Source organism: Candidatus Curtissbacteria bacterium, assembly GCA_024654445.1.
In the GTDB taxonomy this organism is placed as follows: domain Bacteria; phylum Patescibacteriota; class Microgenomatia; order Curtissbacterales; family GWA2-41-24; genus JANLHP01.
Map to the genome: position 1 here is coordinate 72,387 of JANLHP010000013.1, position 17,202 is coordinate 89,588.

General features: G+C 42.1%; 22 protein-coding genes and 1 pseudogene. 13 read left to right on the top strand and 10 right to left on the bottom strand.

Translation table 11 applies throughout. The annotated features are described in order from the left end of the window. Positions 1–94: 94 nt before the first annotated feature. Positions 95–574, bottom strand: coding sequence for a hypothetical protein (locus NUV69_01475; GenBank protein MCR4324338.1), 480 nt, complete (start codon positions 572–574; stop codon positions 95–97). A 96-nt stretch (positions 575–670) separates the two neighbouring features. Here NUV69_01475 and NUV69_01480 point away from each other — a divergent pair, with 96 nt between their 5' ends. Then, positions 671–1,426: a slipin family protein gene (locus tag NUV69_01480; GenBank protein MCR4324339.1), complete on the top strand. Its 756-nt coding sequence runs from the start codon at positions 671–673 to the stop codon at positions 1,424–1,426. A 2-nt stretch (positions 1,427–1,428) separates the two neighbouring features. Here the strand turns inward: NUV69_01480 and NUV69_01485 are convergent, their stop codons facing one another. Further along, on the bottom strand, positions 1,429–1,746 hold the full coding sequence (locus NUV69_01485; protein MCR4324340.1) for a hypothetical protein: 318 nt from the start codon (positions 1,744–1,746) through the stop codon (positions 1,429–1,431). Between the two features lie 199 nt (positions 1,747–1,945). On the opposite strand from NUV69_01485, the gene NUV69_01490 reads away from it, so the two are divergent. The 5 genes and pseudogenes from NUV69_01490 (at position 1,946) to NUV69_01510 (ending at position 5,637) form a co-directional block, all read left to right on the top strand. Continuing rightward, positions 1,946–2,995 (top strand): alpha/beta fold hydrolase, encoded by a 1,050-nt coding sequence (locus NUV69_01490; protein ID MCR4324341.1) that lies wholly within the window; start codon positions 1,946–1,948, stop codon positions 2,993–2,995. Positions 2,996–3,180: 185 nt separating this feature from the next. Further along, a pseudogene (locus NUV69_01495) lies at positions 3,181–3,424 on the top strand (DUF2905 domain-containing protein). 120 nt (positions 3,425–3,544) lie between these two features. Continuing rightward, the gene (locus NUV69_01500) at positions 3,545–3,829 is read left to right on the top strand and encodes a DUF1761 domain-containing protein (protein ID MCR4324342.1); all 285 of its coding nucleotides are present in this window, start codon (positions 3,545–3,547) and stop codon (positions 3,827–3,829) included. Positions 3,830–3,921: 92 nt separating this feature from the next. Further along, on the top strand, positions 3,922–4,395 hold the full coding sequence (locus NUV69_01505; GenBank protein MCR4324343.1) for a hypothetical protein: 474 nt from the start codon (positions 3,922–3,924) through the stop codon (positions 4,393–4,395). Positions 4,396–4,428: 33 nt separating this feature from the next. Continuing rightward, complete coding sequence (locus NUV69_01510) at positions 4,429–5,637, top strand: YchF family ATPase (GenBank protein ID MCR4324344.1); 1,209 nt, start codon at positions 4,429–4,431, stop codon at positions 5,635–5,637. Here the strand turns inward: NUV69_01510 and NUV69_01515 are convergent. Next, positions 5,634–6,017: a hypothetical protein gene (locus tag NUV69_01515; GenBank protein ID MCR4324345.1), complete on the bottom strand. Its 384-nt coding sequence runs from the start codon at positions 6,015–6,017 to the stop codon at positions 5,634–5,636. The two genes, NUV69_01510 and NUV69_01515, sit on opposite strands and share 4 nt — an antisense overlap. Positions 6,018–6,142: 125 nt before the next feature. Between NUV69_01515 and rpsF the strand changes: the two genes are divergently transcribed. From rpsF to NUV69_01540, 5 genes are all read left to right on the top strand, one after another. Continuing rightward, complete coding sequence (gene rpsF, locus NUV69_01520; protein ID MCR4324346.1) at positions 6,143–6,616, top strand: 30S ribosomal protein S6; 474 nt, start codon at positions 6,143–6,145, stop codon at positions 6,614–6,616. Positions 6,617–6,619: 3 nt separating this feature from the next. Beyond that, positions 6,620–7,144, top strand: a complete 525-nt coding sequence (locus NUV69_01525; protein MCR4324347.1) for a single-stranded DNA-binding protein — start codon at positions 6,620–6,622, stop codon at positions 7,142–7,144. Between the two features lie 129 nt (positions 7,145–7,273). After that, complete coding sequence (gene rpsR / locus NUV69_01530) at positions 7,274–7,501, top strand: 30S ribosomal protein S18 (protein MCR4324348.1); 228 nt, start codon at positions 7,274–7,276, stop codon at positions 7,499–7,501. 11 nt (positions 7,502–7,512) lie between these two features. Continuing rightward, on the top strand, positions 7,513–8,769 hold the full coding sequence (locus NUV69_01535) for a S41 family peptidase (protein ID MCR4324349.1): 1,257 nt from the start codon (positions 7,513–7,515) through the stop codon (positions 8,767–8,769). A 121-nt stretch (positions 8,770–8,890) separates the two neighbouring features. Further along, positions 8,891–10,006 carry a trypsin-like peptidase domain-containing protein gene (locus NUV69_01540; GenBank protein MCR4324350.1) on the top strand — a complete coding sequence of 372 codons (1,116 nt, stop codon included), beginning with the start codon at positions 8,891–8,893 and terminating at the stop codon, positions 10,004–10,006. A gap of 5 nt (positions 10,007–10,011) precedes the next feature. Here NUV69_01540 and NUV69_01545 read toward each other — a convergent pair whose 3' ends face one another. From NUV69_01545 to NUV69_01570, 6 genes are all read right to left on the bottom strand, one after another. Further along, a complete protein-coding gene (locus tag NUV69_01545; GenBank protein MCR4324351.1) occupies positions 10,012–10,497 on the bottom strand; it encodes a DedA family protein in 486 nt (161 codons plus the stop codon). A 188-nt stretch (positions 10,498–10,685) separates the two neighbouring features. Further along, entirely contained in the window at positions 10,686–11,597 is a 912-nt protein-coding gene (locus NUV69_01550) for a PCRF domain-containing protein (protein MCR4324352.1), read from the bottom strand. Between the two features lie 44 nt (positions 11,598–11,641). Continuing rightward, the gene (gene rpmE / locus NUV69_01555; protein ID MCR4324353.1) at positions 11,642–11,953 is read right to left on the bottom strand and encodes a 50S ribosomal protein L31; all 312 of its coding nucleotides are present in this window, start codon (positions 11,951–11,953) and stop codon (positions 11,642–11,644) included. 30 nt (positions 11,954–11,983) lie between these two features. Then, positions 11,984–12,883, bottom strand: a complete 900-nt coding sequence (locus tag NUV69_01560) for a DMT family transporter (GenBank protein ID MCR4324354.1) — start codon at positions 12,881–12,883, stop codon at positions 11,984–11,986. Beyond that, on the bottom strand, positions 12,880–13,788 hold the full coding sequence (gene hisS, locus NUV69_01565) for a histidine--tRNA ligase (GenBank protein ID MCR4324355.1): 909 nt from the start codon (positions 13,786–13,788) through the stop codon (positions 12,880–12,882). The genes NUV69_01560 and hisS overlap by 4 nt, the downstream gene beginning before the upstream one ends. 29 nt (positions 13,789–13,817) lie before the next feature. Further along, positions 13,818–14,738 carry a hypothetical protein gene (locus NUV69_01570; GenBank protein ID MCR4324356.1) on the bottom strand — a complete coding sequence of 307 codons (921 nt, stop codon included), beginning with the start codon at positions 14,736–14,738 and terminating at the stop codon, positions 13,818–13,820. Positions 14,739–14,848: 110 nt separating this feature from the next. Between NUV69_01570 and NUV69_01575 the strand changes: the two genes are divergently transcribed. Beyond that, the gene (locus NUV69_01575) at positions 14,849–15,508 is read left to right on the top strand and encodes an MBL fold metallo-hydrolase (protein MCR4324357.1); all 660 of its coding nucleotides are present in this window, start codon (positions 14,849–14,851) and stop codon (positions 15,506–15,508) included. Between the two features lie 24 nt (positions 15,509–15,532). Further along, on the top strand, positions 15,533–16,894 hold the full coding sequence (gene dnaB, locus NUV69_01580) for a replicative DNA helicase (protein ID MCR4324358.1): 1,362 nt from the start codon (positions 15,533–15,535) through the stop codon (positions 16,892–16,894). On the opposite strand, the gene NUV69_01585 is transcribed toward dnaB, so the two are convergent. Continuing rightward, positions 16,876–17,118 carry a hypothetical protein gene (locus NUV69_01585; GenBank protein ID MCR4324359.1) on the bottom strand — a complete coding sequence of 81 codons (243 nt, stop codon included), beginning with the start codon at positions 17,116–17,118 and terminating at the stop codon, positions 16,876–16,878. The two genes, dnaB and NUV69_01585, sit on opposite strands and share 19 nt — an antisense overlap. Positions 17,119–17,202: the final 84 nt, after the last annotated feature.

The window sequence follows — 17,202 nt, forward strand, 5'->3', positions numbered from 1 at the left end:
CGTTCGACTCTGAGGGGTGAGCTTTTAAGCTCAGACTCGAAGAGGTGCCCTACCTTAAATCATAATGTTCAAGGATGAGACCTTAACAAGGATCTCACCTTAACTTTAATTTAAGAATTTGTTTGAGTTGACCTTCAATTGCTGGATCGTTTATTGGCCCAAAACTAATTAAAGCGTTATCTCCGTTTCTGATTTCTCTTTGCAAAAAGTTATCTACTTTCTCTTCGTTAACGTAAAACTTGAGTGATTTTGTAGTAGATTCACAAAAATTTTGACCTGTGCCAGTTACTAAGCAGCCATAATCGACGTACATGGGTAGGGTTGCGAAGAACTCGCCCCATGTAGTATTTGGCTTTTTAACCACGACGTGGTTGGGGTTTGATGCTTCTATGTAAACATCAGGAGAAACGTTGTGGTATTTTTTGGTTGTAAATTCTCTCTCTGTGCCTTCTGTAAAGATCAAAAACGACGCTTTTGTATCAGCATTGACCTGTGTAGTTGTAGGGGTCGGGCTTGATGTTGTGGTAAGCGGCAACTTTTTGTCGCAGGCGGAAAGCACAAAAGGGCTGATCAAAATCAATGCTAATACTCTAAAGCTGTACACGTATTCAGAATAACATTTCCTGTTTGATTTGTGGTGAACGCAGCGGTTTGTATATAATCTGCACACATGGAATTGATGCTGATTGTCATTTTGGTTCTCTTGCTTTTTGTTTTGCTTATTTCGATTAAGCAGGTAAATCAGTACGAACGGGGAGTAAAGTTTCGATTTGGGAGATTTGTAGGAGTGTTGGAGCCAGGATGGAGAATTATTTTGCCGATTATCGAAGGATGGAAAAGAGTCGATATTCGAGTTAAGGCGGTCGACGTTCCGGACCAGGAAGCGATAACTTTAGATAACGTAAGTGCTAGAGTTAATGCTGTCATTTACTACAGAATAGACGTTGCCCAAAAGGCTATTTTGGAAGTCGAAGATTACTTCTTTGCGGTTTCTCAGATGGCGCAAACCACAATGAGAAACGTGATTGGCGAAACTTCTCTTGATGATTTACTTTCGAAGCGGGATCAGGTTGCAGACAGAATAAAAACAATTATAGATAAGGCGACAGACGCATGGGGAATAAAGGTTGAATCGGTCGAACTTAAAGATATTATCATGCCCGACGAAATGAAAAGGGTGATTGCAAGACAGGCGGAGGCAGAACGCGAAAGACGCGCGATTATTATTAAGGCAGAAGGGGAAAAGGCTGCCGCACAAAATATTTCCAGCGCTGCGAGTACTCTTTCCAAAACGACGGGCGGGCTTCACATAAGAACACTTCAAACTCTATCTGAAATTTCGGGTGATAAAAATAATACAATTGTAGTTGTGACTCCGCTTGAAGTTCTGCGAGCCTTCGAAGGCCTCGCCAAAAAAATTAAGTGAGACTATTTTCCCGAATTAAGTTGTAAGCGCTGGAAGTGAGCAACATCGTAGATTGCGGTTATTAGCGAGGCACTCCCGGGTCCAACGTCTCTGAGACCTATTATTGAGTTTCTATCCCTCTCCAATAATTTATCTATTGTGTCAATCTTGTTTTTTATGATCAATGTTCGAACCGGGCCGGTGATGACCCTTTCCGAGAGTTGAGGAATGACTGCGAGCACGGAGTTGTCGTCGTACCATTTGAATTGGGCTTTACAGAGTTGTTGCCAAGATTTATATGCTCCTGAACTATACCTTTTCCAGGTTGGATATTCTTCCAATTCTGCTGCGAGTTTTGATTGGGCTTCTTTCAGAGTTTGCGGGGGCGTTTCGGTGAGAGTTGTTGGTGGGTAACTCTATCTATTTCCGGTCTTTGTCGTTCTGCCATTAAAGAGTAAAGTTATCAGAAAGAGTGGAGCAGATCAATCTCTAGATTTTGGGTGCGCTTGTTTGGTAAACTGAAAAAAATCTCCCCAAAAAATGATATCGCGCCGGATTTTCATTATTATCACTATTGCCGTCGTCGGAGCCGCTGGAGCTCTCGTTATTATAAGGAGAGATGGGACGGAATTAGTTCGATCGATTTTGCCGGATGTTCCTGGAGCAGTTAATCCCACGCCAAGCCCCTTTCCTTTTCAGGAATTGACGATTCCGTATCTGAAAAGCAGAAAATATGACAGTAATTTAGGAAGTCTGGAAAGGGTAAGTGAGAACGCAAACTATATTTCATATTTAACAAGTTATGAGTCTGATGGTCTAAGGATTAATGCTCAGTTAACGGAACCTAAGGGTCCAAGACCTGAGGGAGGTTGGCCAGCGGTTATCTTTATTCATGGCTACATTCCTCCAGGGCAGTATCAAACGCTCACGAATTATTCATCTTACGTTGACTATCTTTCCAAAAACGGGCTTGCGGTTTTTAAGATAGATCTTAGGGGACACGCAAATTCGGAAGGAGAACCAGGTGGGGCCTATTATTCTTCGGATTACGTAATTGATGCCCTGAACGCTTATTCTGCTTTGCAGAAAGCGCAGTTTGTTAATCCTGACAAAATTGGTTTGTGGGGACACAGTATGGCGGGCAACGTGGTCTTTAGGAGTTTAGCCGCAAAACCGGAAATTCCGGCGGTCGTGATTTGGGCGGGTGCGGGATACACATATTCGGATATCCGGGAGTTCGGAATTGACGATGACAGTTACCGGCCTCCGCCAAGCGATACGGAGAGGCAAAGAAGAAGAAGGGAGCTATTTGATACTTACGGAGATTTTAACGCCGAGAGTTCTTTTTGGGAGCAGGTTGCACCGACCAATTATTTGGGGGAGATGAAAGGGGCTGTACAGCTTAACCACGCGACGAACGACAACGTTGTCAGTGTTCGATATAGCCGGAATCTGACAAATCTTCTTAAGGATGCCGGAGTTCGTCACGAATTGCACGAGTACGGTGGTGGTGGGCACAATTTTTCCGGTGCTTCATTTAATGCTGCTATGCAGAATACAGTTACTTTTTTCCAAGAGAACCTTCGGTAATCTCTTAATAATTTCTTACAAACCTCTAACCTCAATCTAAAAATTTTGATCTAGAATACGCACAATCGGTAATTGTGCTTTTGAATATTCTCACCTTGATTTTTTGGATCATCGGTCAGAGTAACTAAGCAAAAAGGAGGTGATAGATAGTTGGTGGACATTAGTAATCATTATAGACATTACTTATGAACGATATTGGAAGGACGCTTATTATTTTTGGATTTTTAATCTCATAGGAATTTTGGTGAGTGTTTCAGGCAAAATCCCATTAATTGGCCGATTGCCTGGAGACATTATTATAAAAGGGAAGGTTTTACATTTTATTTTCCGTTAACAACCTCGCTAATCCTCAGTATAGTTTGTCCCTCGTTCTTAGATTTTTTAATAGATAGATTACGTTCAGCATATGTTCGCAACACGCAGATATGAGTCGCGAATTTTTGGAAGTGATACGAGACGTAGAAGCACTTGCAAGTGAACCTCAAGGTTTTGGCTTTGAAGGGGAATGGAGTAGCCGTTTGCAGCCGGTTCTGGTGCAAAATCAGCCGGGTGAGAGGCTACACAGCCATAAAGAAAGGACAATGGCCATTCCTCGCAGGCCAACGCGCGGCCGGATTTATCATGCCGGTTCAGGCAACAGCGGCCATTTTTGGAGAAAAAAAGTGGGAACTTTTTGCGATTGATACTGGATACCAACTCGTTGCAGTTCTTGCGATGGGTGTTGTTCTAGCTATCTTATGGCAGGTGAAGAGGGACATTGGTTTGCAAATGCTGATCCTAAAACACCGGGAAAAACAGGAGATCGAGCTTTCTTTATTGATGAAACAGGTGTGATCCGCGCGACAGAAGGCGGAGAAGCAACTCCTGGCAGTAAACCCCTCGAGAACTAAGTATCTTCTTTTTGTTAAACTATTTCTTATGAATTTATGAACAAACAACTTAAGCACGAGGTTACGCCTTTGGGAATGCTAAATAATGCAAAGGTTTGGTACGTTTTGTACAGACAGAACATTTATTTGGGGACCCATCACAAAATAATAGCTATATACTGCTTGTTGATTAGCTTTGAAATGTTTCTCAAGTCTTACCTAATTTATTTAAATAAAATGGAGTATTCCTGCGATTCAAATTTAGAGAAGCTAGGACACAAATTTGGAAATATTGTTAAGGCTATTAAAAAAGAAAAAGATGCTAGATTATCACCTCGGATAGACAGTCTTATTAAGAAGTATGATCTTATGTCTATAGATACAAATAATCTTAGATATCCAAGAAAAGGTGACGAATTTTTAATCCATGCGGGATATCTTAGCCCACATAATGAATTTGACGAGTTGTTAGATGCTATTGGAGGAGAGGTTAGTGGAGGTATTGTTGATAAATTTTACGATGAAACTTAATCCATCATTTTTAATGAAGGGGAAAGTAAGAATATGAACCTATCTGTCGGTATTGTTGGACTACCCAACGTGGGGAAAAGCACGCTTTTTAATGCGCTTTTAAAGAAGCAGGTGGCTGACGCGCAGAATTATCCGTTTACGACGATTGAACCAAACGTCGGCGTTGTTGAAGTTCCAGACCCACGTCTTTTCAAACTTGCAGACGTGGTAAAGAGCAGTGAGGGTTTAGCTCCGAATTTTAAGATAATTCCAGCGGTTGTTAAGTTTGTAGATATTGCTGGTCTTGTTAAAGGTGCAGCAAGCGGCGAAGGATTAGGGAATCAATTTTTGTCGCATATTCGTGAGGTTGACGCGATTGTTTTTGTGTTGAGGGATTTTAGTGGAGAAGTTATTCGGGTGGGAAGTGAGAATCCCCAGGAAGATCTTGAGGTTCTAAAAACTGAACTTTTGATTAAGGATCTTGAGACTATTGATAAGCGAATTGATAGTTTAGGTAGGGAGTTGAAACCTCTTGGGCACCAAGATCCTAAGCATCAAGTTTTGGTGACGATGCAAAAAGCGAAACAACTTGCTGAAGAGGGGAAGTGGCTGGGAGAAAATATGGACGAGGAAGAACTGGCGAAAATCCGTGAATTGCAGCTGCTTTCGACGAAGAAAACAATTGTTGTATTAAACACAGATGAGGGTAATCTCTCTGTTATTGCGAGTGAATCGAAGCAATCTCCAGATTCTGGATATACAGTGCCATACGGTCCTCGTCCCTCGAGGACTCAGGACTCCGGGCCTAAAAGCCAGGATGACAAAAAAGAGATTGCCGCGGGCTCTTCGAGCCCTCGCAATGACAATTATGTAAGGATAAGCGCGAAACTAGAACAGGAACTTTCGGACCTTGATGAGGAAGAGCAGGGAGAATACCTAAAAGAGCTTGGGATTGGCGAACCCGGATTAAATCGTTTAATTAAAAATGCGTATGAAACTTTGGGGCTTATTACTTTTTTTACTGCCGGGCCAAAAGAAGTGCATGCGTGGACGACAAATAAAGGCGTACTTGCACCGCAAGCTGCAGGAGTAATTCATACGGATTTTGAAAAAGGATTTATTGCTGCAGAAGTTATAGATTGGGAAACTTTAGTTGATGTGGGTGGATGGCAGGCGGCAAAAGGGAAGGGACAAGTTAAGACTATCGGAAAGACAGAAGAAGTAAAGGATGGAATGGTTGTGGAGTTCAGGTTCAGTAACTAATATGCAATATTGCCGCTGTTGAATACACGGAGAGCTTTACCGTCTCGATTTTGGAAACGGGTAACGTAGGAGCCGTCTTCTTGGCGTTGGTAAGCAAACGAAGTTACATTGAGAAAAGGTCTTAATTCCCCTGTGCGAGAATTTTTGCCGGAAACTGTAAGCCTGATAGTACCTGTCTCTTCTTGAGAAGGTGGTTTGGAAACTTCGAAAGTGTAGAGTCCTTTGCCTGTAAAAAGATACCTTCCTTCCAACATTTTTCCTTGCCATGCGGGTAAGAGTCGTTGGAGTTCTGCCGGGTCGAACTCGCTAAGGTCCATCGTGGTAGATTTTTTATCCTCTGTGGTGGTAGCGCCCTTTATTTCTGCTTGTTCCGTTGTCATTGAAGGAATTTATATCATTTCAGACCTTGCCAATCAACTATCGAGGTTGAAGTTGAGGCTTATGTCTGATATCATTTCCCATACAGTTTTGCAGCCTCGAGCTGCATTTTAGTACTAATGTAAATATGGCATACGAGTTAATGGTGATTGGAAGCAGTTCCGCAGATGTCGACTCTCTTTTCAAAAAAGTTGAGGGGTTGGTTAAAGGTGTAAATGCAACCGAAATTGTTTCGCAAAAATTGGGCAAAAAGCCTTTAGCGTATCCAATCAAAAGACAAACAGAGGCAGAATATTTTCTTTTCAATTTCGAGGTAGAAGGTGAAGCTGTTACTTCTATTTCCGAATCCTTAAGGCTTGAGCAGGAAGACGTTTTGCGTTACGTTATACTTAAGACAAAGGTAAAACCGGCTGATGCAAAAGGCGCAAAACTTGCAGTTGTTTCTGGTGGTGAAGCAATAGAGCCTCCAAAGAAAACCGAAAAGGTTAAGGTAGAAGTTAAAGCAAAGGAAGTAAAAGTATTACAAGTACCACAAGTATTAAAGGTAAAAGAGACGAGCACTAATTCGTCAGTGAAAACTGTGAAAGGAAAGAGTAAATAACCAGTGGGTAGCCGAGCTTCTCTAAACAAAGTTTTATTGATAGGAAATCTGACAAGAGATCCGGAATTAAGGTATACGCCTTCGGGTGCTGCCGTTTGTTCTTTTGGAATTGCCACGAATAGGTTTTATGTTGCTGCCGATGGTACCAAAAAGGAAGAAGCAGAATTTATAAAAATAGTTTCCTGGAATAAACTTGCAGAACTTTGTTCTCAACTTCTTTCTAAAGGTAGAAAAGTCTACGTTGAGGGAAGACTGCAAACTAGAAGTTGGGAAACGCCAGACGGGCAAAATCGCCAAACGACAGAAGTAGTTATTGACGACATGAGAATTTTAGATTCGAGACGTGATGGCGAAGGTGGAGATTATGCAGATGTTGGGGCATCAGCTCCTTCAGCCGGACCCGAAACGGCGGCAGCAGCCCCGAGCGTTGAGGAACCGAAAAGTAATAAAAGCGAGGATAAGCCAAAAGCGCAGAAAAAGGAAGCAGCAGCCGAAGACGAAGTAGATCTCGATGATCTCCCGTTTTAGAAGTTATAAGTTATAAGTCACAAGTTATAAATAATAATGCAAAAATTTAAATCAGTAGATCAATAAATTGCTCTCTGATATAAATCTTTTTTAAAACAAAATTTATTATAATTGGATTAAGGTAGTTTTATGCAAAAATTTATTAAGAAACAAAGAAAAGCTAAAAATTGTCCGCTTTGCGCGACAAATACGACCATCGATTATAAAGATGGTGTTTTACTGAGGCGTTTTATTTCTGAAAGAGGTAAAATTCAAGGTAGGGCTAGAACCGGAGTTTGTGCTAAGCACCAGAGACAAGTTACAAGGGGAGTTAAGCTAGCAAGACACATGGCAATCTTGCCGTTTGTTCAATCTTAAAGATTAAATTCATGCCCATAATAACACCAGGCAACATTCTTCCCAACCAAAATAAAGGTTCGGGTATTATTTCCTTTATCGCTCAGTTTGCAGTCGTCGCAATTATCTTTTTTGGAATCGGTTTTATTGCCGGCCAAAAGAAGATAGAAATCACCAACAGAAACTTCGTTCCTCATATAACTGTCCAAAATAAATTACCGCCCAAAGAACAAACTGTAGATTTCTCTCTTTTCTGGCAAGTCTTTGAAACTTTACCGGAAACATATCTCGATAAGAGCGCAATAGACGCGCAAAAAATGGTAAATGGCGCAATCGCCGGAATGGTAAGGTCTCTTGGTGATCCTTACACTGTCTTTTTGGATCCAAAACAAAATGAGGCAATAAGAAGTGAGTTGTCTGGAACTTACGAGGGTGTTGGAATTCAACTTGGGTTTAATAAAGAAAAAAGGCTTGCGGTTATTGCTCCTCTTTCGCAAACTCCTGCAGAGCGTGCTGGGGTTTTACCGCAAGATTTGATTTTGAAAATTGGGGACAGAGAGACGTTTGATGTGACGCTTCCGGAGGCTGTCGATTTAATTCGCGGACCCGCTGGAACGAAGATTAAGCTTCAAATTGCAAGAGAAGGGCAGACTGAACCTATCGAGCTTGAGATGCAAAGAGAAAAAATCACAGTCAAAAGTGTAGAAGTTAATTTTAGAGACTTTGAAGGTAAAAAAGTTGCAATTCTTAAAGTATCACGGTTTGGTGAAACGACAGACAGCGAGTGGGACGAAGCGGTAAATAGGGTACAACTCGAAGGTGCAAAGGCTGTTGTTGTTGACATGAGAAATAACCCAGGCGGATTGCTTTCGTCTTCAGTACATCTTGCTTCGGAATTTGTGGGCGGCGTAATTGTTAAACAGCAATTTTCGGATGGAAGTGTAAGAAACTTGGACGAGGATCATAACGGGGAACTTTTGAATATTCCTCTGGCGGTTCTAGTAAATGGTGGTTCGGCTTCGGCTGCCGAAATTTTTGCGGGAGCAATTCAAGACAAAAATAGAGGGCAAATTGTAGGGGAGAAGACATTCGGCAAGGGAACAGTCCAGGACGCTTTAGAACTGCCTGGGAATGCTGGACTTCACGTTACCATCGCAAAGTGGCTTACACCAAAAGGAAATTCGATCCACAATGAAGGCATTACCCCGGATGTTACAATAGAGCCACCTCAGGGCCAAATGGGCCAAAGAGACGACCCCCAACTTAATAAGGCACTCGAGGAATTGTAGAATAAAGTGCCTTGCGATAAGCAGAGCTTGCGATCCTCATTCTGCAATAGCAGAATTGCGGTTCTAAGTTCCACACTATCGTGTGTATAACTATCTAAAGGCTCTTGAAGTTTTAAAATAAATGTTTGACAGATTAAAGTTAAAAAACTTAACGGCTTTTCTGGTTATTGGTGCATTATGGGTACTGACTATCGTTGCGGCGCTCAGAGTTTTTGACGGCAACCTTGCCAACTTAAATATAGGCAATGGAAAACTCTCCCAAACCCAAAGATTGGTCGAGGAGGAATCTGTTGTTATCGACGTTGTAGAAAAGGCTTCTCCGTCTGTTGTTTCAATTGCCATCGAGAATAGGCAACTCTTTACTCCATTTGGGGCGCGAGGCGAGAAAGAATCCGGAATAGGAACAGGCTTTGTTATTTCCAGCGACGGCTTAATTCTTACCAATCAACATGTTGTTTCTTTGGAGAATGAAAAATATATAGTCATTGTTACCAACGAGAAGGGTGACGAAAGAAAGCTTGAAGTAAAAGAAATTCACAAAGATCCGTTCAATGACCTTGCCATTATTAAAGTAGACGCAAATGATCTGGCGCCAATAGAGCTCGGAGACTCTGATCAAATCAAAGTTGGCCAAAAAGTCATTGCTATTGGAAATGCGCTGGGCATGCTTCAGAATACGGTTACAACAGGTGTTGTCTCGGGTCTTGGTCGTGGAGTCTCGCCCGTTGATCCAACGACGGGGATTGCAGAAAGACTTGAGGACCTGGTGCAAACAGATGCTGCAATTAACCCAGGCAATTCGGGCGGGCCGCTTGTTAATTCTGCCGGCCAAGTTATTGCCATTAACACAGCTGTTGCTTCCGGTGAAAATATCGGTTTTGCAATTAAGATTAATATCGCAAAACAGTTAATTGAAGATTTCAATAGATCGGGGGGCAGAATATCGAGACCTCTTCTTGGAATTCGTTATACACACGTTTCTCGCGACGTCGCAATTTTAAACGAGGTTCCTGAAGGTGAGCTGGTGCAAGAAGTTGTAAGTGGGTCGGCTGCAGCTGATGCTGGAATAAGAGTAGGGGACATTATCACTCATTTTGACGGGCAAAGACTTTCGGAAGAAACGAGACTTGCCCAAATTATCAGAGGTAAAAAAGTTGGAGAGAGTGTGAGTATTCGAGTTTTTCGAGACGGGCAAACGATTGATCTGACGGCAACTTTAAAAGAAGCTTCGCAGTAAACTTTTTAAATTATTCTTTCTAAGACTTCCTTAAAAAACCTGCCAATTACAAAGTAAATATTGGCCCAGATAAATGCGGCGATTGCCGTGTAGAGCCAGAACACCCTGTATGTTACTCCGAAAGTGCCAGCGACAATTGGTGTTACAATCCTGAGTCCCGGGATAAGTCTGCCTATAACTATTGCTACTCCACCTCTTTTTTCAAACCATTTTTCTATCCGCTCAATTTTATTGGGAGTTATTTTTGTGTACTTGCTAAATTTTAGCAAAATCATATGACCAAAACGTCTTGCGAGGGTAAACAATATCGTTGAGCCACAGATGGTTGCGGCTACAGTTGTTGCGATAATGAACAGGTAGTTGGAAGATGGGAGAGCTGCGGTTGTCGCGATGAAAATATCACCAGGGATTGGAAGAGGAATGCCTCCTTCTTCTAGAAAAAGGATAACGAAGAGGCCCAAATAGGAATAGCTTTCTAAAAAATTTAGCACTTGTCGGTTAAATTATATTACCAAATAATTTAGTCTCGTGCTTTTTCAAGATCTTCTATGACGCGGTCAAACTTAACATTAACAATTTCTTCAAGATTATGCCCCACCAAACCTTACTTCAATCCTTTTTTGATACTATTCGTATACGGATTGAAGAGCAGTTAAGGTGGGTAGGCAAGATTTATTTGTTAAGCTTCCTGACTGCTTTCTAAATCCGACACTATTTTATTGAGGTTTCCGTCTAAAATGGACTGAAGGTTTCCCCATGACTTTTTAATCCGATGGTCTGTGATGCGATCTTGGGGAAAATTGTAGGTTCTTATTTTTTCACTCCTGTCGCCACTGCCAAGCTGTAGTGCTCTCTCTGAGCTTGCACTCGCCGCCTTCTTTTCTTCTTCCATCGCAAAAAGTCTGGCTCTTAAAATTTGCATTGCAATTTCCCGGTTTTGACCCTGAACTCGTTCTGTCGAGGCTTTAACAACTAGACCAGTTGGTTTATGTTTGATCCTGACCGCGGTCGAAACCTTGTTGACGTTTTGTCCTCCATGGCCACCAGAACGGAAAGCTTCAAATTCGATGTCAGTTGGGTTGATGACAACTTCTGTCGGGCTTACTTCTGGGAGGATAGCAACGGTTGCGGTTGACGTATGGATTCTGCCGGAGCTTTCGGTTTTAGGAACACGTTGGACCCTGTGAACTCCGGATTCCCACTTAAGTTTATCCCAAGCACCACGCCCGATAATTTTGGCTGTTACTTCTTTTAAGTTTCCAATGCCGCCTTCACTTTTATCGAGTTCTTCAATTTTCCAGTTTTGAGATTGGGCGTATCTTTGGTACATTCTGTAAAGGTCGCCTGCGAAAAGTCCTGCCTCGTCTCCGCCTGCTGCTGATCTAACTTCCAAGATTACGGAATTGCCACCAACTGGCGAGTCTTGATCCGAACTCTGATTAAGTGAGCGTTCAAGGTCTGACTTTTGTGCTTTTAGATCTGCAATTTCTTGTTTTGCTAATTCTTCCATAGACGGATCGTCCAAGAGCTTTTGGGCCTCGGCAATTTTTGCGTCTATTTCTGAGATTTGATTTTTAAGATAATCGCTCATACTGATAGTTTAATAGAGATTATAGTTGTGGAGTAAAGGGTAATCTAAGAAGAGGCTTGCTTTTTGGCAAGCTCTAACATTTCACGAAGCGATTCTGGACGTTTTTGTTCCTGTCTTTTCGCAACGATTGTTTGCTTTTGAGCTTGAACTTCTTTTGCCTTTTGTCTGGATTTTTCGAATTTTTCTACTTTACCTAATGTGTCCACGTACTTCATTTCACCCGTAAAGAATGGGTGACACTTGCTGCAAACTTCGACACGTATTTCGGGCACAGTCGCGCCCGTTGTAAACGTATTTCCGCAGACGCATGTTACTTTGGCGTCGTCGTAATATTGGGGATGTATTCCTTGTTTCATTGCTCGAGTATTTTAGCATTTTAGCCTTGTTTACTCAAGCCGCTTGTGGAGCGGGTGGTTGCGGCGTTTATGCTCTGCAAGTATTACGGCAATTGTAATCAGAAGACCCCCGACGATTAACTCACGCGTTAATTTTTCCCCGAGCAGGATTATTGCAAGGATTGCTCCTGTTATTGGGTCGATGTAAAAGAAAAATGATGCTTCTCCTGCCGGGAGTCTTTTGAGTCCTTCCATCCAGGCCCAATATGCGGCCAAAGACGCCAAGACGATTCCATATACAAGGCCAGCGAGCCCTATGGAATTAACGCTTGCGATCCAATTAGGAATTGTTACAAATTCCCAAACTACAAAGGGTACAAAAGTTAAAGCTCCAATCAAAAGGGTATAAAAAGTGACTGTTGTCCCGTCGTAAATTTTTAGAAGTTTTTTGGCTACGATGCTGTGAACAACGCCAGTTATCGATGCAAGCATCAGCAGAATATTTCCGAGCAAATGCCCAGATGAAGACCCTGCTTGAGGTTTACCAATTATGACAACTACACCTGCAAGTGCAGTAAGACTTGCGAGAATTAGTTTTGCTGTTAATTTTTCTTTGAGAAAAATGCTTGACGCGAAGAGCGTAAGAATAGGAGTTGCTGCGATTAGGAGTGCGGCATTAATCGCATAAGTAAGTTTTAGGCCGATAAAGAAAAATGCCAAATTTAATGTAACGCCAAAAAGAGCGGCAAGTATAAACATGCTCAGGTCCTGCTTTTTAAAATGAAGTGATTTTAACGCGAAAGGGAGCATCAGAAGAGACGCTAGAAACATTCTTAAAAATGCTAGGGAGAAAACTGGTATTTGGGTAAGGGTCAACTTCATAATCGCAGGCGCTCCGCCCCAAATAAAAACGGCAATAAGAATGAGTACGTAAGGGGATTTTAATTTCACTCTATACTTTCAACAAGTCGGTCTACTCCAAACGAAAAGCCGACTGCCGGAATATCTTTTTTGGCAAACATGCCAACCAAATTGTCGTATCTGCCACCAGAGCCGATGGAGAGACTTTCGATATTTTTATTTGGCTTTAACTCAAAAATAGTACCGGTGTAATAGTCCAATCCGCGGGCGAGCGAGTTATCGAAAATGTAATCATCTTCGGCTAGTTGATGTTCGACCTTGAGGGCAGAAAAAATATTTTCAAGTTCTTCCGTAGGTTTTGAATTTAGTATTTTGTTTAGGTGCTCGTCTATGTCAGTTTGCGAATAACCTTTGTCTTTTAGTTCCGCCTCGACGCCTGCGCGTTCTATTTTGTGAATTTTATCAAGAGCTACGACAACGTCGTTGGGTACACCTTCAAAATTTTTTCTGTCGTTAATTATCATAACCGCGGTTTTTAAGCCTACTGCCTTTGTGGCTTTGATTGCTGCTGCAATTATCTTCGCGTCTTCTTTTACATCCGCTTGTCCTACAGTATCAAAATCAAATTGAGTGAACTCGCGGTATCTGCCGTGCTGTGGATTTTCTCCACGAAACACTTGACCGATTTGGTAACGCGAAAAGGTTGGTTTAAGTAGCTGCTGGTTGTTGGCAACATATCGAGCTAAGGGAACTGTGAGGTCGTAACGAAGGGCAAGGTCACGGCCGCCGCGGTCGGTAAATTTGTAAATAAGTTTTTCTTCCTCGCCGTATTTGCCAGTTAAGGTTTCTGCGAATTCAACTGTCGGAGTTTCTATTGGTACGAATCCAAACTCTTCAAGAACGTCCGCTATTTTATTTATTGTCGTACGTCTCTTTTTAGCAACGTCGGGGTCTAGGTCTCGAAAACCTTTGGGTGTAGGTGGAGCTTTTTGCATATTCAACTTTATGATACCAGAAATTGAGCCTAAAGTATGTGTATGAGGGCTACATTGTTCTTGTCAGATGAAGTTGTGAAGAAAATAATTGCTGTTTTGTCTTTTGCAATATCCGCACTTTTGGCAGTTTGGCCACCGAGGGTGATTTTTGAATCTTTAGTTAGCGTGAATTCTATTAATTTTCCGTCTTGATTATTTTTTAGCGAAAAAAGATTTTGGCGAACAGGAGTGAGGATAACTCCAGTTGCATATGCTTTGGTCACTTGCGGTTTATTATCCCGAATTACTTCGAATTTTTTTGCAACGATCGAATCACTTTCTGTTTCTTCGCCTACTGCAACAGCATAATCACCAACTCTTATATTTTTGACTGGTTCCTTGGATTCTTCCTCTTCGTCTTCAGCTTGTGGCATGGTAAATTCTGTTGAAGTGGAAGTTCTTACATTTTGGTCACCTGCTTGAGTAGTTATGGTTACAAGGGAATCAAAAATAGTTTTAACGGGGCCCGCAAAAACTGAATCACCTTTAGAATCCTTTAGTACAAAAAAGGTGAGTGATGCTTTTTGACTGTTTTGATCGTCAACCTTTAGGCTGCTTGCCAAAGATAGGATATTTACGAGGTTTAAGCCGTCTTGAAGTTTTGCTTCTTTTTCAAAGTTGCCATCTTTGTCGGCAACTACCACTTCTTGAAAGTAGTTGGAGTAGATGAGCACGTAGTTGTTGGGGTTAGTTTTTCCTTTAAATGTAGCAGTTGGTGAGCTTAAGACCGTCTGATCGGAGGGAGTGACATCGAACCCTTCTTTTTTGTTTTCTATTCCTAAATTTGTTTTTACTTCGCTCTTTATTTGTTCTCGATTGGCCTTTGGTTGTCTTTGCCAGAGCCAAAAAATTCCGCCAGCAATTACTGCTAATATAATAAGGAAGGTGCTGAGTTTTGCGGTTTTTTGCATAAGGTAAGTGGCGACAAGGAGAGACCGTGTTAGATTATCATAGATCCTAAAATATGGCAATTGGCGGTCATTGAAGTGGAATTTCTTGTGTGCTATGATTTTTATCCAACATGGTAGACGTTTGGTTTCATGGACAGGCATGTGTAAGACTTAAGGGCAAAAATGCCACTGTCGTTTTTGACCCTTATGACAGCGAATTTACTGGACTTCCACCACTTAAGCTTGCAAGCGACATTGTTTGCATAACTCACGATCACAAAGACCACAATAATGTAGACGCAGTCGTCCCGGCAACAGACGAGCTGAAGCCTTTTGTTATTTACGGCCCCGGCGAATATGAAATACGTAGTGTAAATATCGTTGGGGTGCCAAGTTACCACGACGATAAGCAGGGTGCGGAGCGAGGTAAAAACACAATTTATCACGCAACATTGGACGAAGTTAATTTTGTACACCTTGGTGATTTAGGGCAAAAGAAATTAACACAAGAACAAGTAGAAGAACTTTCGACTTGTGATGTTTTGTTTATTCCCGTTGGGGGCGTTTATACAATTTCCGCAAAAGATGCTCCGGATATCATTGCGCAAATCGAACCTAAGGTAGTAATCCCGATTCATTACAAGTTGCCAGGTCTAAAGTTTGACCTTGAGCCTCTCGACGCTTTTCTTCAAGCAATGGGCAAAGAGAAACAGGAACCAGCACAGAAATTTTCTATTAGCCGAGAAAAACTTCCGGAGGAACCAGAAGTCGTTATTCTCGAAAAGCAGTAGAGCTGCCCCAATAAGATTTTGCAAATGGCAACGCAAACGACAGGTCATGTACCACCTAACGATCAGGACGCCGAAAGATCAATCATCGGAGCCATTCTTCTTGATAGCGAATCTTTAACTTCAATAATCCAAATACTAAAAGCGGAACATTTTTATAAAGAGGGTCACAGTAATATCTTCAGCGCGATAATAGATCTTTATGAAAAACGTGATCCGATTGATTTGGTAACGCTTACAGCGCAGCTTAAAAGCCGTGGGAATTTTGATAAAGTTGGAGGCACAGCGTACTTGGCGTCTCTTGCTTCTGGGGTTCCAACTGCCGCAAACATTGCCCACTACGCCAGAATAGTTCGTGATCACTACGTAAAGCGCCAGTTGATCGCAACCGCTGCAAAGATTTCTCAATCCGCCTTTGACGAAACAGGGGATATCAGGAAGATTCTGGATGACACGGAGCAAACGGTTTTCGGTTTGTCTCAGTCGCAGATGCAGCAAAATTTCATTCCTTTGAGGGATGCTCTTGCCGAAAGTTTTGACAGACTCGATGAGCTGCATAAAAAGGCAGGAGGTTTACGTGGAGTGCCGACCGGTTTTTGGGATTTGGATGGCAAACTTGCGGGAATGCAAGATTCTAACCTTTTGATACTTGCCGCAAGACCCGGTCAGGGTAAAACCTCTTTTGCTCTTAATATTGCAAGGCACGTTGCAGTAAGGGAAGGTTTGCCTGTTGGAATATTTTCGCTGGAGATGAGTAAAGAAGAGCTTGTCGACAGGTTGCTCGTTGAACAATCGGATGTCGATGCTTGGAAGCTTAAGACGGGAAAACTGGATGATGAGGATTTCGACAGACTGCAGGAGGCGATGGGGATTTTGGCAGACGCGCCGCTTTTTATCGATGATATGCCAGGCGCCAACATTCTGGAAATGAGGACGAAAGCAAGGAGGCTTCAAGTTGAACACGGACTTTCTTTTTTGATCGTCGATTATTTGCAGCTTGTTCATGGGCGGAATTTGGAAAATAGAGTTCAAGAGGTTTCCGAAATTACTCAGAGTTTGAAGAATTTGGCAAGAGAGCTTAAGATTCCGGTTCTTGCGTGTTCGCAGCTCTCAAGAGCAGTTGAGCAGAGAGGAACGAGAAGACCCCAGCTTTCGGATTTGAGAGAAAGTGGCTCAATTGAACAGGAAGCGGACGTCGTGATGTTCCTGTGGAGGCCGGATCCGGATAAAAATGAAGAGGTAAAGCTTGATATTCAAAAGCACAGAAATGGTCCGACGGGGGAAATTGATTTGATGTTTAAGGCAGAACGCGTGAAGTTTTATGGTATGGAAAAAAGAAGAACTAAAGATGCTCCGGCGGAAGAAACTGGTCAAGCGGTTGGAGCTTGAGGGTCAGACCTCTCTTTGAGTTCGCGGGAGTTTTGATCTTTTTCATCCCAAATCTTAAGGATGTTTTCAGTAGGAACGTGAAGGTTCCTCATCGCATTGACCCAAAGAAAAGTAGATTCTAATCTCCCAACTAACTGCTGCTGATACAAATTGACTCTCGTGCTTTCTTCTTCGATCCTTCGCGAGAATTCACCTTCAACGTCAAATTTTCCTGCTTCTGTCATATTTTGTTATTTTTATTGTTCAAGATTTTGCTTTGTGCCGTGGGAGAGATAAACCGTTTTTGCTATCGCAAAAAAAGCGAACTC